We start from the raw sequence: 13351 nt of genomic DNA, 5'->3' as shown, positions 1-13351 counted from the left end.
ACTCTTTAATTTGCAATTTAAGCCGCGATTATACGGGTGTGTTGGGTCTTCGGCACGTTAACGATTAGAATCGTGCTCAATCTCATTGTGGAGTAGAGGGATGAAACGACTCGCTCTGTGTCTCGTATTACTCTGTTTGGCGAGTATTGCTTGGGCTACTCAGCCTAAGGCAGGCAAGGCTAAATCAGAGGTTGCTAGTGTAAAAAGCACTCATCCAGCACTCAAAGCGAAAAGCGCTTTGGCCAAAGCTGGCGAGTTTGATGTGAATAATCCACCAGATCGGATCCGCGTGTTGGTGGGGCTGGGGGCTTCGACGTACTTTTTAAAAGATGGTCGCCCTCATGGCTTAGAGTATGCCTTGCTCAATGGCTTTGAGGCGGAACTTAATCGCAATCGCGCCAAAGGTCTGCCTCCGATACGGATTCAATTTATCCCAATGGACAGTGGCGAGCTTATTCCGGCTTTGTTAGCGGGTAAGGGCGATATTGCGGCGGGGTTGATTCCAATGACTGAGGGCGCTCGTTCCTTGGTCGCATTTTCTACGCCTTATGCTCAGGATGAATGGTGTTTGCTGGGTCCCAAATCAAGTGATGTACCTCGTTTTGAGACCTTGGGTGATACGCCACTGGTGTTGAGCTCAAGTAGTTTGGGACGCCGTTTGTTGGCCGGGCAAACCGAATTGGGTGGCGTCACGCTTGACGAGCCGCCAATTGGGCAGTCTGTTGAGTCATTGCTGGCGGAAATCAATGCCGGTAAGGCAGCGTATACCGTCATGAGTCGGGCGATTTTAAAGTTGTGGGGTGAGCGCTTTAAAGCCGTTCAAGTCGGAAGTTGCTTGGCAGAAACCGTTGATTTGGCGTGGGCGACGCGGCCTGCGGATAGCGCATTACTGGCGTCGTTGAATCGCTATATAGCGAGCAAAAAAGTATCGATTGATGCTGCGATTCGCGTTACCCAGCGCTTTTTACCTGTGGATGCAAAAGCGGCGCGGTCTGAGGCTATTTCACCACTGGATAAATTGGGCTTTTTTATGCCAATGTTTCAGACCATTGCGGCGGCGAATAATTTAGATTGGATGCTGCTGGCTGCAATTGGGCAAAAAGAAAGTAAATTAAATCCAGTGGTGCGTAAAAACGGCCCGACAGGGGTGATGCAAGTTAACCCGTCTACCGCGAGAGCGATGGGCGTGAGTGACCCGCATGGCAATGAGGGCAATATTACCGCGGCAGCAAAATATTTAGCTTACTTGCGTAAAATGTTTAGTCAGCAAGGTATCTCAGAAGACAATCAGCTGTATTTTATGATTGCAGCCTATAACGCCGGTGAGGGACGTTTGGCGCAAATTAGAAACCGCACGAAAGCGCAAGGATTAGATCCGAATGTTTGGTTGGGGAATGTAGAAAAAACGGCGATGAGTCAAGTCAGTAAAGGGATGGTGGATTATGTATCTGCCGTCAATCGCTATTATCTTGCTTATCAGTCGGCAGAAAAGACCAAGGCTAAAAAAGCCAGCCATGTTGTTGGCAAAAATACCCAATAGTGGTTTGAAACCCTATTGGGGTATATCATTACAGACTAAATGTTGTAATGCGCCCGTGTTAATACATTCGATATGTGTTTTCTTTTGACGGATATTCGCTCGAGCATCAATGTCTGAGCGGCTTTATTTAAAATCGTCATCTACAGTTTTCCTGTTTTTTATCATATTTTTACGCGCTGAAGTCGCGTATTGTTGGCACGTGTTTTTCGGCTATTCATTGGAGATTTAAAAGTATGCAATGCGGTACTAAGATTGTTGCCACCCTCGGCCCTGCGTCGAATGATCCAGCAGTGCTGGAAAGCCTCATCGTTGCGGGTGTAAATACCGTACGTTTGAATTTCTCTCATGGTACAGCGCAAGACCATACTGATCGCGCGGCAATGGTTCGCTCGATTGCGGCTAAATTGGGTAAGTCGGTTGCTGTTTTGGCTGACTTGCAAGGCCCAAAAATCCGTGTTGGTAAGTTTGAAAAAAATAAAATTGAGCTAAAAAAAGGCGCCAAATTTATTTTGGATGCGGAATGTGAATTGGGTAACCAAGACACCGTAGGTTTGGATTACAAAGAACTGCCAAATGACGTGGAAGCGGGCGTTGAGTTGTTGCTTGATGATGGCAAAATTCAATTGATCGTTGATTCTGTGGTTGGCGCTAAAGTATTTACCACGGTAACAGTGGGTGGTTTGCTCTCGAACAATAAAGGAATTAACCGCAAAGGCGGTGGTTTAACTGCGCCAGCATTGACTGCCAAAGACATGGAAGACATCAAAACTGCCGCAGCTTTGCAGGCAGATTATATTGCGGTTTCATTCCCGAAATCGGCCGCCGATATGTATATGGCGCGCACTTTATTGCGTGCAGCGGGTGGCCACGGTGGTTTGATTGCAAAAATCGAACGGACCGAAGCGATTACCAATCTGGAAGAAATCCTCGCGGCATCTGACGGTATTATGGTAGCGCGTGGTGATTTGGCGGTTGAAGTGGGTGATGCTACTGTGCCTGCACTGCAAAAGCGCATGATCAAGATGGCGCGTAAGATGCACAAATTGAGCATTACTGCGACGCAAATGATGGAATCAATGATCGAAAGCCCAGTGCCAACACGCGCTGAAGTTTCCGATTGCGCCAATGCGGTCTTGGATGGTACTGATGCGGTGATGTTGTCGGCTGAATCCGCTGCCGGTAAATACCCACTTGAAGCGGTACAAGCTATGGCGCGTACTTGCTTTGAAGCGGAACGTTCTGGCGAGTGCAAGGTTGAAGCTGAATTTGATAATGTGAGTGACTTCTCTCGCATTGATGAAGCGGTTGCGATGTCGGCTTTGTATGCCGCTAGTAAATTGCCAATCAAAGCGATTGTATGTATTTCACATTCAGGTGCATCTGCATTGTGGTTATCACGTTACAATACCGGCGTGCCTATTTATGTGTTTACACAAGAATTGAATACCTACCGCAAATTGGCCTTGTTCCGCCACGTGCGTCCTATCATGATGGATGCTAAAGTGGGTGCGGATCGTGAAGAACAATTGGCATACGCTCAGCTTGAATTGTTGCGTGCGGGTGTGGTGATTCCTGGTGATAAATTAGTTGTTACCTTGGGTGTGCATAAATCAGGCGTTGGTTCTGGTGCGAACACCATGCGTATCGTACAAGTGGGTAGCGGCGCGCGTTAATTCGTGCTTTGCTGACACAAACCGGCCTTATGGCCGGTTTTTTGTTTGTTTAAGCGGCAGATGGTTTGCGATGATGAAGTCCCGCGCAATGTGCCCAATAATGATTTTTTGAATGAGGAACCCTCCATGACGCAAGAACTGATTCGTCTTTCCAAACGCATGGTCGAACTTGGCTTGTGCTCGCGTCGTGAAGCCGATGAGTTGATTGAACTGGGACGCGTGACAGTCGATGGTCAGGTTGTTGATCAGCTGGGTAGTCGTGTGACGCTGGCGCAAAAAGTGGCCGTGCAGGCGGTTAAAATGCAGTTGCATAAACAACCCGATCGCGTGACGCTGTTGGTAAATAAGCCGGTGGCTTATGCCGCTTGGCCAGAAGCGGAAGGTGAGGCGTGGCAAACACTATTGCACACTGAACGTCGTGATGTGAGCGATCGAACTGGGTTTGTGTTGTTAAAGAAGGCGTTGCCTCATTTACAAGTGCCGTGCGGCTTAGATTCTGCCGCGCAAGGATTGCTGGTGCTGACGCAAGATACGCGGCTGCTCCGCTCTTTGGCGACGGAGTTAGAGCAAGAATATCTATTGTGGTTTGATGGTGAACTCAGCGCTGAATCATTAAAACTAATGAATAGTCGAACTAAGTTTGATGGCGCTGTTTTGAAACCTTATAAAATCACGCGACAAAGCGATCAGCAATTGCGTATTGTTTTACGGGCCGCGATACCGGATTTCTTACCCGCCTTATGTGAGTCGGTCGGCATTCAGGTGCGCTCATACAAGCGGATTCGGATTGGCCGCATTGGTTTGGCCAGCTTGCCAGAAGGGCAGTGGCGCTTTTTGCAAAGTAATGAGCGATTTTAAGCTGTCGATTTTGTCTGGCGGATGAAATGCGCTAGTTTTTTTGCAGGCTGCGCTGACGCCAAATATTATTTATTTTCCAGCATTTGACGTATGACCTGATTAAAGGGCGCAATCCATTCGGCAGAGAATTGTCGATCAGAGGCGTTAATTTCAGCAATCGCTCGCAATATAGAGCGTTGCTGCCCACGATGGCTGTGGCGTAATAAAATCGAGTCAAAAGCATCAACAATGGCTAAGATTTTAGCGCCGTCACATATTTCAGAATGCATCAATTGGTTAGGGTAGCCGCTGCCATTGGGTTTTTCATGGTGTTGAATAATCATTTGTGCAGCGTCTTGCCAGCCGACCATTCTGGCGGTTAGCCCAGCCCCCCAGGCTGGATGTAAATTGATTTTTTGGCGTGCAGACTCATCCAGCGATTCAATTTTTAACCAGTAGTTTTCTGGTAAAAACATCATGCCAATGTCGTGTAAATAAATGGCGGCTTCTAATTGTATGGGATTAACTCGGCCTCCTGCCGCACGGTTGGTTTCAAGCGCCAATTCAAGATTTCTTGCCGTACGCCCTGCAAACAAAGGTGAGCGCGCTTCAAGTTGCAAAGCGAGCTGGTGAAAGAAGTTCAGGTCTTCATGGCGCTCTGCATTATTACGTGCCGCATTGCTGGCGTCTCTTTGTGGTAGCTTGCTTAATCCCGGTCGAAAGCCCGTAACGGTTTCAATCAGACGTATAGCGCTGGCATCGATGCTGTCTGCGCCTTGCAAAGATAAACCCTCTAGACCTAGTGCTAGTGTCGGTAGCGCTAATGCGGTGGCGGATTCATTGTCTCCAAGCAGTTCAATAGTTTGTTCTAGCCGATCCAAAGTAAGCAAGATGACCTCGGCTAGTAGGTCGCTAAAAGCTAATTCATTGCTGCGCATTCGCGACAAAATGGTTTTCAACACCATGAATCAATGGAATAACAAACGGCAGGCGACAGAGCCCCGCATCGCCTTTGATATTGTGAAATAAACGAAATAACTGCGTAATACGACTCAGATCGTTCGGGGTTTGCTTGAGCTCGGCGAGTAAGCTTTCGATTTGTGGTGCGGAGTCGATGAGCCCGTCACGAAAGTCGATAAATGCATTCCAATCGATAACTTGTGGATTTTGTAGCCCTTGGATTTCCATTGCGTGACCTAGCCTTTGTTGAAGCCTGCCCATTGAAATTGAGGTGGTTTTTCAAAAATTGCGGTGCTGACATAACTTATTCACGCACTATCTCTAGTTTATGAACGATAAGTATGTAAATAGATTGGGAATTGCGTTCCGATTCTGTGCTTATTTTATAAATCATGCTGTATTTATAGTTTTTATTTGAACATGATACGAAGATAATGTGCTTATTTAGCAAGGGGCTCGTTTGATGGCTGCAGTCAATGAATTAAATCAGTTGGAAATACGGATACTCGGCGCTTTAATTGAAAAACAACATACAGTACCGGATTCATATCCTTTAACTTTGAATGCCTTGCTTGCAGCGTGCAATCAAAAGTCGAGTCGCGATCCGGTGATTGAGGCGACTGAGGTTGAGTTGCTTGTAGCGCTTGATCAGTTACGCGAACAAGGTTGGGTTGCAGAAGTGAATGGGGGGCGTGTCCTGCGCTATGAGCAGTCCTTGGCTAAGGTGTTGCGTATTCCGAGTCAATCGGTCGCGCTGTTGGCGGTGCTCATGCTACGCGGGCCGCAAACAGCGGGTGAATTGCGTCTGAATTGTGAGCGCTTGCATCGGTTTGCTGATATTTCGGCGGTTGAAGGCTTTTTGGAAGAGTTGGCTTCGCGGCCATCTGCTGCTTTGGTGTTGCAAATGCCGAAACAAGCCGGGGCGAGGGAGTGCCGTTGGTGTCATTTATTGGCGGGGGAGTCACCGTTGGTGTTGTCGGATGAGTCCAAATTAGATCTTCTAGCGCGAGTGACTGATTTGGAGCTGGAGGTTGAGAAATTAAAGGTAGCGCTAGTCGATATGCAGCAAAAGCTAGCTGTTCGTACTTAAATGCATCAGTTTTTTCAGTAAATATTGACTTAAACCACCCTTTTTATCGGAAAACTTCAAATAATGCTTGCCAGCAGCGGCGCGCTCAGCGAAGATACGAGCTGCAGGATCTTCAAGTAGTGGATGTGTGTGATGTAGTGGCCTTGCCGTACCGCAGTGCTTCATTTCCCTTGATTTTCGTGCTTTATATTTATTTTATTTTTAGGGAAATACAAAATGGCTCAAGGTACAGTTAAGTGGTTCAACGATTCTAAAGGCTTCGGTTTCATCACTCCTGATGAAGGCGGCGAAGATTTGTTTGCTCACTTCTCACAAATCAACTCTAAAGGTTTCAAAACTTTAGCTGAAGGCCAAAAAGTTTCGTTTGACGTTACTACTGGTCCTAAAGGCAAGCAAGCATCTAACATTCAACCAGTTTAATTACTTGGTTTGTTGATGTAGAAAAAAACCCAGCTTGCTGGGTTTTTTTACGTCTACATCTTATTGGTATTGCGGGTTTTTTCCACTGATGCCTTGATAAAAATGCTGAATTACCTGCATATCGGCATCAATATCACCGGTTGGATAAAAAACCATGCCACATCCACCGGTTTTTTTCTTTGAAGTCAATATATCCCAGCACGATGGGCACATTGGCTTTCAGTGCGATATAGTAAAATCCAGTTTTCCAGCGATTTACCTTTTGCCGTGTGCCTTCCGGCGGAATCGCAATAATAAGTCGTTCACTGCGTTGGTATACATCGGCAATTTGTTCAACTAAAGAATTGGATTTACGTCTATCTACTGAAATACCGCCTAACCAACGCGCTAAAGGCCCAAGTGGACCGACAAACAAAGTGTGTTTGCCCATCCAGTAGACTTTTTGCCTTGCAATAAAGCATAGCGCCAGCCCGATGGGGAAATCCCAGTTGCTGGTGTGAGGTGCCGCGATCAGTACGTATTTATCCAGCGCAGGAAAGTCACCTTTTAGGCGCCACCCTAATCGATTGAGCAACCATTTTGATAGCCTTGGCATAACATCACGAATGATGGGCGTATCAAAAATGGTGCGTTGCATTATTTGGCGAGGCCGGTTTGAATCAACTCAGCCACCAAATCATTAAGCGTCATTTCACGTTCTGAGCAACGGGTGTGTAGCTCTTGTACGAGATCTTTATTGAGTTTGCAGGCGAACGGTACCAAACCTTTAGCTTGATCTTGTTTGCGCTGCTCTTTCTTGTCGAGCACTGTTGCTGCAGCTTGGCCAAAACGAGCCGGTGCATTGGCTGCACCGAGATCATTGTGTAGCTTTTCAGCTTTGCGTTTTTCTAGTTCAAATTTCTTCATTGTCATGATAGTTCCTTTGTAAGCGACGCTATTCTAAGGCTTTGGGCGCAGCTCGTCGCTTACAATTTGCTCGAATGGCAGTTCGATGGCGCTAAAAAGTAAGTTAATGGGGTCGGTTTGCTTTTGCTGGTAGAGAAAATCTAGTATTAATACGTAGTATTTCCCATGTTGTATCGAGATAAACTGAGAATCGACAACGTTTTTGGCGCTGGTTCTTGCTACAATCGGCACTTGATATAATTCACCCGCTCTTAATTGGAGAACTGTGTATGGCTAAGTTATTTATTGAAGACCTCGATCTTGCAGGTAAACGTGTTCTGATCCGTGTTGACTTTAACGTGCCAGTTAAAAATGGTGTGGTTGAAAGTGACAAACGCATTCGTGCCGCATTGCCAACGATTCGTTATGCCTTAGCGCAAGGTGCTTCAGTGATTTTGATGTCGCATTTGGGTCGCCCAAATGGACAGAAAGTAGAAAAATACAGCTTGGCACCCGTTGCTGCGCGTTTAACTGAATTGCTCGGTAGCCCAGTACAATTTTTGAACGATTGTGTAGGCGCAGAAGTGGAAGCAGCTTGTGCTGCGGTTCAGCCAGGCCAAGTGATCTTGCTGGAAAATGTACGTTTCCATATTGAAGAGGAAGGCAAGGCTAAAGACGCTGATGGCAATTCAGTTAAAGCTGATCCTGCGCAAGTGGCGGCATTTCGCGCTCGCTTGACTAAATTGGGCGATGTGTTTGTGAATGACGCATTTGGTACCGCTCACCGCGCGCACTCTTCAATGGTGGGTGTCGATCTGCCTCGTGCTGCAGGCTACTTGCTGAAAAAAGAACTCGATTTCTTGGGTGAAGCGGTAAACAAGCCAGTTCGTCCTTTGGTGGCGATTATTGGTGGTTCGAAAATCTCCGGCAAAATCGACGTGATTCAAGCCTTGTTGCCAAAAGTAGATAAATTGATCATTGGCGGCGGTATGGCATTTACCTTCTTGAAAGCGCAAGGCTACGAGATTGGTAAATCATTGTGTGAGAACGACAAAGTGGATTTGGCGCGTGAATTGATTGCCCAAGCGGGTGATAAGTTGGTATTGCCAAGCGACACCATGGTGACACGCGCGTTAAATTTTGATGCACGTACTTTAGATGGTTTGGTTGAAGTGGCATCGACTGCGATTCCTGCTGATCAAGAAGGCGTGGATATCGGTTCGGCTTCTTGCGCACAATATGCTGAAATTATTAAATCAGCTAAAACCGTATTGTGGAATGGCCCGATGGGGGTGTTTGAGATCGATGCTTCGGCTGTCGGTACATTCGCGATTGCACATGCTTTAGTTGAAGCCACAGCCAATGGCGCAATTACCATTGTCGGCGGTGGTGATTCAGTGGCAGCGGTTGAAAAAGCTGGTCTGGAAGATCAAGTTAGCCATGTTTCAACTGGCGGTGGCGCATCACTTGAATTCTTGGAAGGCAAGGCGCTACCAGGCGTTGATGCTTTAACCGATAAATAAGATTGATTGGTGGTCCGTATAAAAGCAAACACCCTCGAGAAATCGAGGGTGTTTTTTTTATGCCGACTATTTTATTGCTAATATCGCTTAGGTCTTGGTCAGTTTTGCGCGCAATTTTATTTGCGCAGTTGCAGCGACCAAGTAGCGAGTGCAGCTAATAATTGCTTGACGCCGTCTTGAATTCGTTCGTCGGTTAGATTGCCATCGGCGTCAAATTGCCCAGCAAACGCGTTGGCAAACACTTCGGGTTTGTTAATAGGATGGATGTCGGTAAAGACAAAGACTTGGCGTAAATGATATTGGCGCGCGCGAAGTGCCCATGCCGCCACCAGAGCCCATGACGGCGGCTGCTTTGCCGCCAAGTAATGCGTTGTCTGGCGCGCGTGAAGCCCAGTCGATGGCGTTTTTTAGTGCCGGAGAAATTGAATAATTATATTCAGGACCGGCAAACAAAAAAGCATCTGCTGTGGCAAATTGCGCGAGTAGTGTTTTAACCGCAGCAGGTTGCTCGGTGATATCGGTATTATAAAAAGGCACATCCGATAAATCGGCGATTTCAATTTGCATGCCTTCTGGCGCATTAGCTTGTGCGTAGCGGAGTAAGCCTTTATTGCTCGATTTGGCGCGTAAGCTACCACTGAGAGCGAGTACTTTGGTTGTTGGCATTTTGCGGTATTCCTGCTGAGTTCATCGTGACGCATCGTAGCCGAGTGAAGTTTTATTGAAAAGCAAAAAGACTTGAGTAAGTTATTCAGTTAAATTGAACGGCATACATGGCTTGGCTGGATTAAGTTGGCTGAAATGGCTGAGCACTTTGCTTAGCTTAATTAGGTATTGCTATTTGGCTCAATGAATATATCGTTTGGATAGCAATACCCCGCTTTATTTTAAGGTGCTTCTGATGTCTTTGTTTCGCGTAAAACCGTCTCCGACAGTACCGACCCAGCGGCCTCATCCTCGTTCTGGTGTCAATTTGGCGTCGCTGGGGATTGTGGCAAGTTTACTGCTGTTGGTTTTTTTTTATTGCACCTTGTGCCAGTATTGTTGGCAGGCATGCTGGCTGGTTTTTTTACTCGTCCAATCTTTAAGTCGGCTGACTTTTGGCGTGCTATCAAAGGAATGGAGTCGTTGGCTGGCTTTGGTGTTGATGTCGAGTTTGGTGATTTTGGCGTTATTTATTTTAGTATTGGCGATGTTGTCCATTATGAAGTCTGAGCATGGCTTGCTTGCTTTACTCGATAAAATGGCGCAAATCATTGGCGAGGCAAAAGGTGTTTTACCTTTATGGTTGAGCTATGACTGGCCAAGTAGTCCAACTGGTATTCAGGCTGCTGTAGTGAGTTTATTGCAGCATCACATTGCGCAACTGCAAGCAACGGGCAAAGAGCTGGGTTTGTTGTTGGCGCATCTTATCGTGGGAGCGGTGATTGGCGGTATTGTGGCGTTGAGCGAGGTCAATCGGCGTGATCGATTAGGCGTGTTGAGCCAAGCACTGCTAATTCGAGTACAAGGGTTTACCGCCGCATTTCGTGCGGTGATGTTGGCGCAATTAAAAATTTCGTTAATTAATACAGCGTTGGCGAGTGTGTATTTGCTGCTGATTTTGCCTGTCGTTGGTGCCCATTTGCCATTTGTTAAAACGATGTTGGTGTTGACCTTTGTATTAGGTTTGCTGCCTATTGTGGGAAATTTATTCTCTAATGCCATTATTGTAACGGTTAGTTTTTCGCAATCGTTGTCGATCGCGATAGCATCGCTGGTTTTTTTGGTTTTGATTCATAAAAGTGAATACTTTTTAAATGCACAAATTATTGGCACTCAAATTCGTGCCAAGGCATGGGAATTATTATTGGCGATGCTGCTGTTGGAGGCGATGTTTGGTGTGGCGGGCTTGGTGATGGCTGCGGTGTTGTATGCCTATCTCAAAATAGAGTTGCGCTTACATAAACTACTTTGAATTTCCGTTGTATTTCTTGCTGAGATTGTCAAAAATTCGCTATAAAGAAAGAATATCTTAATTGGGTGGCCCAAATGAGTTCTTTTTATGTACCTAGTGATTTGCGTGCTTTAGTCATTGAGCCGTCGGCGGTTCAAGGCAAGCTGATGGAGGTGCGCTTACTCGAGTTGGGTATCGTTAATGTGCGTTGGGTTGCAACCGCCAGCGCTGCGCTCGAATTACTCGAACCGTTGACCGCACAATCACCTAATTTGATTTTAAGTGCGTTGTATTTATCGGATATGACCGGTGTTCAATTGCTGACGCATTTGCGCGAGCAGGCTGAAACGCAAGATCTTGCGTTTATTTTAATTTCAAGTGAAATGCGGCCGCAGATATTGGAGCCGGTGCGGCAATTGGGTGCCTGTGCGATATTGCCTAAGCCATTTAATAACGAACATTTAAATAATGCATTAATGATGACGTTAGATTACTTAACGGTTGATCATTCGCTCGAAGAGCATGAAATCGAGCTGGAATATATTCGCGTGTTATTGGTGGATGATTCACGCGCAGCGCGAAACTACATGCGAAAAGTATTAGAAAACCTAGGGATGCGTAATATTACCGAGGCAGAGAACGGCAAGGAGGGCAAAGCCTTGTTGGAAGACAGTGCTTTTGATCTATTAATCACTGATTACAATATGCCCGAGATGGATGGTCAGGCATTAATTGAGTATGTGCGAACTCAAAGCTGGCAAAGTCAGTTGCCGATTTTGATGGTTTCTTCTGAGACCGATTATGGTCGGCTCGCGGCGATCGAGCAGGCGGGGGTGTCGGGGATTTGTGATAAGCCTTTTGAGCCGGCGATGGTAAAATCATTGTTAGAGCGGGTATTGGCCCCACGTGTCGATTCGCTTTAGAGGCATTTTAATGAGTATTGATTGCGGCGCTTTTGTCAGGATGGGCTGACGGACTATACCCAATTGTTTGTATTTTTCATCAAAATGACGATGTAATTTTATATTGTTAAAATCGGCTATTATTACGTATTAAAATTACAATCAATTTCAAGCTCAAGGTATACTCAAGACAAATTAATTCGCCTTGCGGCACGTCATTTGGAGAGCCTTTTATGAGCACAAAGTTGCATCGTATCGTCGTTGTTGGCGGCGGAGCTGGTGGTTTAGAGTTAGCCACTAAATTAGGGCGTACTTTGGGTTCGGCCAAACGCGCTAAAGTGGTGTTGGTCGATGGCTCAGCGACGCATATCTGGAAACCGTTATTGCACGAAGTGGCGACCGGCGCGCTCAATACCGGTGAAGACGAAGTAAACTATTTTGGTCATGCTTGGCGTAATCATTATCAATTTGAATTTGGCTGGATGGCCGGTGTGGATCGTGAGCGTAAAGTGATTCAAGTAGCCGCAGTCTTGGATCAAGATGGGAATGAAATCGCTGCACCGCGTGAAATTGCCTACGATACCTTGGTGCTTGCATTGGGGGCGATTGCCAATGATTTTGCCACGCCGGGCGCGAAAGAACACTGCATGTTTTTGAATAACCCTGTTGAAGCTGAGCAGCTGCGTAAAAAAATTCTCGATCTCTCTTTTGCCGTCGGCATTTCAGGTAATTCGGTACGTAAACTCAATATCGGGATTGTGGGTGGCGGGCCTACAGGTGTTGAGTTGGCGGCTGAAATCGATCATACCATCCGTGAAATGCATATCTACGGCGCTGAATTGAGCCCGGCACAGCTAGAAATCACTATTATCGAGGGCATGAATCGGATTTTGGCCGGCGCGCCGGAGTCTCTTTCAGAATACGCGACCGAATCTTTGGCTGAGCGTGGCATTTTAGTGGCCAATAATAGCCGCGTTGTTGAAGTGACCGAGCAAGGTTTTGTCTTGGCCGATGGCCGTAAAATTGACAGCGATATACGAGTTTGGGTTGCTGGCGTGAAAGGCGCGGATTGGTTGACGACTTTGGGATTAAAAACCAATCGTTTAAATCAGATTGAAGTCACCGCAACCTTGCAAACCTTAACCGACAAGCACATCTATGCCATTGGGGATTGCGCGTCATGCTCACCCAATGATGATGGTGTGATTTTGCCGGCGACGGCGCAGGTGGCGCATCAACAGGCAGAATGGTTGGCTGAGGCGATTTGGCAGCAATTGACGGGACGTGAAGTTTTGCCGTTTGTATTTAAGCCGCAAGGCATGATGGTGTCTTTGGGTAAGCATACGGCAGTGGGGAGTTTAGCGTCGATTGTTGGACCGAAGCGCAATTATTATGTTGAAGGCCGTGGCGCAAAATTGATTTACGCTTCGCTCTACCGGATGCATCAAGCGGCGGTGCATGGTTGGGTGTTGACCGGCTTATTGTGGGTGGGGGATAAGTTGCGCCGAGTCGCGCGCCCGTCGTTAAAACTGCATTAAGCTGCATATTGTCCAATAAAAAAAAAGCGCATCGATTGATGCGCTTT

General features: G+C 46.7%; 15 protein-coding genes. 9 read left to right on the top strand and 6 right to left on the bottom strand.

Translation table 11 applies throughout. The annotated features are described in order from the left end of the window. The first annotated feature begins 100 nt into the window (after window positions 1-100). From GKO28_RS01740 to GKO28_RS01730, 3 genes are all read left to right on the top strand, one after another. Complete coding sequence (locus tag GKO28_RS01740) at window positions 101-1540, top strand: transglycosylase SLT domain-containing protein (RefSeq protein ID WP_182075149.1); 1440 nt, start codon at window positions 101-103, stop codon at window positions 1538-1540. A 233-nt stretch (window positions 1541-1773) separates the two neighbouring features. Next, window positions 1774-3213 (top strand): pyruvate kinase, encoded by a 1440-nt coding sequence (pyk, locus tag GKO28_RS01735; protein WP_182075148.1) that lies wholly within the window; start codon window positions 1774-1776, stop codon window positions 3211-3213. A 126-nt stretch (window positions 3214-3339) separates the two neighbouring features. Further along, window positions 3340-4071: a pseudouridine synthase gene (locus GKO28_RS01730; protein ID WP_182075147.1), complete on the top strand. Its 732-nt coding sequence runs from the start codon at window positions 3340-3342 to the stop codon at window positions 4069-4071. A gap of 65 nt (window positions 4072-4136) precedes the next feature. Here the strand turns inward: GKO28_RS01730 and GKO28_RS01725 are convergent, their stop codons facing one another. Together GKO28_RS01725 and GKO28_RS01720 are read right to left on the bottom strand one after the other, a co-directional pair. After that, the gene (locus GKO28_RS01725) at window positions 4137-5009 is read right to left on the bottom strand and encodes an HD-GYP domain-containing protein (protein ID WP_203563826.1); all 873 of its coding nucleotides are present in this window, start codon (window positions 5007-5009) and stop codon (window positions 4137-4139) included. Next, entirely contained in the window at window positions 4975-5238 is a 264-nt protein-coding gene (locus GKO28_RS01720) for an Hpt domain-containing protein (RefSeq protein WP_203563825.1), read from the bottom strand. The genes GKO28_RS01725 and GKO28_RS01720 overlap by 35 nt, the downstream gene beginning before the upstream one ends. Before the next feature lie 235 nt (window positions 5239-5473). On the opposite strand from GKO28_RS01720, the gene GKO28_RS01715 reads away from it, so the two are divergent. Together GKO28_RS01715 and GKO28_RS01710 are read left to right on the top strand one after the other, a co-directional pair. Further along, on the top strand, window positions 5474-6100 hold the full coding sequence (locus GKO28_RS01715; protein ID WP_182075146.1) for a YceH family protein: 627 nt from the start codon (window positions 5474-5476) through the stop codon (window positions 6098-6100). 216 nt (window positions 6101-6316) lie between these two features. Further along, on the top strand, window positions 6317-6520 hold the full coding sequence (locus GKO28_RS01710; RefSeq protein WP_173533694.1) for a cold-shock protein: 204 nt from the start codon (window positions 6317-6319) through the stop codon (window positions 6518-6520). 133 nt (window positions 6521-6653) lie between these two features. Here the strand turns inward: GKO28_RS01710 and GKO28_RS01705 are convergent, their stop codons facing one another. Both GKO28_RS01705 and GKO28_RS01700 read right to left on the bottom strand, forming a co-directional pair. After that, complete coding sequence (locus tag GKO28_RS01705) at window positions 6654-7157, bottom strand: 1-acyl-sn-glycerol-3-phosphate acyltransferase (protein WP_247646267.1); 504 nt, start codon at window positions 7155-7157, stop codon at window positions 6654-6656. Then, the gene (locus tag GKO28_RS01700) at window positions 7157-7432 is read right to left on the bottom strand and encodes a hypothetical protein (RefSeq protein ID WP_173533696.1); all 276 of its coding nucleotides are present in this window, start codon (window positions 7430-7432) and stop codon (window positions 7157-7159) included. The genes GKO28_RS01705 and GKO28_RS01700 overlap by 1 nt, the downstream gene beginning before the upstream one ends. 263 nt (window positions 7433-7695) lie before the next feature. Here GKO28_RS01700 and pgk point away from each other — a divergent pair, with 263 nt between their 5' ends. After that, the gene (gene pgk, locus GKO28_RS01695) at window positions 7696-8928 is read left to right on the top strand and encodes a phosphoglycerate kinase (RefSeq protein ID WP_182075145.1); all 1233 of its coding nucleotides are present in this window, start codon (window positions 7696-7698) and stop codon (window positions 8926-8928) included. A 116-nt stretch (window positions 8929-9044) separates the two neighbouring features. Here the strand turns inward: pgk and GKO28_RS20885 are convergent, their stop codons facing one another. Next, a complete protein-coding gene (locus tag GKO28_RS20885) occupies window positions 9045-9170 on the bottom strand; it encodes a hypothetical protein (RefSeq protein ID WP_282099198.1) in 126 nt (41 codons plus the stop codon). 10 nt (window positions 9171-9180) lie between these two features. After that, entirely contained in the window at window positions 9181-9594 is a 414-nt protein-coding gene (locus GKO28_RS01690) for an NAD(P)H-dependent oxidoreductase (RefSeq protein ID WP_247646265.1), read from the bottom strand. A gap of 235 nt (window positions 9595-9829) precedes the next feature. On the opposite strand from GKO28_RS01690, the gene GKO28_RS01685 reads away from it, so the two are divergent. The 3 genes from GKO28_RS01685 to GKO28_RS01675 all read left to right on the top strand — a co-directional run bounded on the left by GKO28_RS01685 (window position 9830) and on the right by GKO28_RS01675 (window position 13304). Next, window positions 9830-10885, top strand: a complete 1056-nt coding sequence (locus tag GKO28_RS01685; RefSeq protein WP_203563824.1) for a hypothetical protein — start codon at window positions 9830-9832, stop codon at window positions 10883-10885. A 74-nt stretch (window positions 10886-10959) separates the two neighbouring features. Then, a complete protein-coding gene (locus GKO28_RS01680) occupies window positions 10960-11787 on the top strand; it encodes a response regulator (RefSeq protein ID WP_182075144.1) in 828 nt (275 codons plus the stop codon). Window positions 11788-11999: 212 nt separating this feature from the next. After that, window positions 12000-13304, top strand: coding sequence for an NAD(P)/FAD-dependent oxidoreductase (locus GKO28_RS01675; RefSeq protein WP_182075143.1), 1305 nt, complete (start codon window positions 12000-12002; stop codon window positions 13302-13304). The last annotated feature ends 47 nt before the right edge of the window (window positions 13305-13351 follow it).

It is taken from the genome of Deefgea sp. CFH1-16, from assembly GCF_016881365.1.
Taxonomy (GTDB): domain Bacteria; phylum Pseudomonadota; class Gammaproteobacteria; order Burkholderiales; family Chitinibacteraceae; genus Deefgea.
This window is presented reverse-complemented; position numbering and strand designations above follow the sequence as displayed.

Coding starts and splice junctions, on each gene's coding strand:
- GKO28_RS01740 (WP_182075149.1), top strand. CDS start 101: ATGAAACGACTCGCTCTGTGTCTCGTATTACTCTGTTTGGCGAGTATT.
- pyk (WP_182075148.1), top strand. CDS start 1,774: ATGCAATGCGGTACTAAGATTGTTGCCACCCTCGGCCCTGCGTCGAAT.
- GKO28_RS01730 (WP_182075147.1), top strand. CDS start 3,340: ATGACGCAAGAACTGATTCGTCTTTCCAAACGCATGGTCGAACTTGGC.
- GKO28_RS01720 (WP_203563825.1), bottom strand. CDS start 5,238: ATGGAAATCCAAGGGCTACAAAATCCACAAGTTATCGATTGGAATGCA.
- GKO28_RS01715 (WP_182075146.1), top strand. CDS start 5,474: ATGGCTGCAGTCAATGAATTAAATCAGTTGGAAATACGGATACTCGGC.
- GKO28_RS01710 (WP_173533694.1), top strand. CDS start 6,317: ATGGCTCAAGGTACAGTTAAGTGGTTCAACGATTCTAAAGGCTTCGGT.
- GKO28_RS01705 (WP_247646267.1), bottom strand. CDS start 7,157: ATGCAACGCACCATTTTTGATACGCCCATCATTCGTGATGTTATGCCA.
- GKO28_RS01700 (WP_173533696.1), bottom strand. CDS start 7,432: ATGACAATGAAGAAATTTGAACTAGAAAAACGCAAAGCTGAAAAGCTA.
- pgk (WP_182075145.1), top strand. CDS start 7,696: ATGGCTAAGTTATTTATTGAAGACCTCGATCTTGCAGGTAAACGTGTT.
- GKO28_RS01690 (WP_247646265.1), bottom strand. CDS start 9,594: ATGCCAACAACCAAAGTACTCGCTCTCAGTGGTAGCTTACGCGCCAAA.
- GKO28_RS01685 (WP_203563824.1), top strand. CDS start 9,830: ATGTCTTTGTTTCGCGTAAAACCGTCTCCGACAGTACCGACCCAGCGG.
- GKO28_RS01680 (WP_182075144.1), top strand. CDS start 10,960: ATGAGTTCTTTTTATGTACCTAGTGATTTGCGTGCTTTAGTCATTGAG.
- GKO28_RS01675 (WP_182075143.1), top strand. CDS start 12,000: ATGAGCACAAAGTTGCATCGTATCGTCGTTGTTGGCGGCGGAGCTGGT.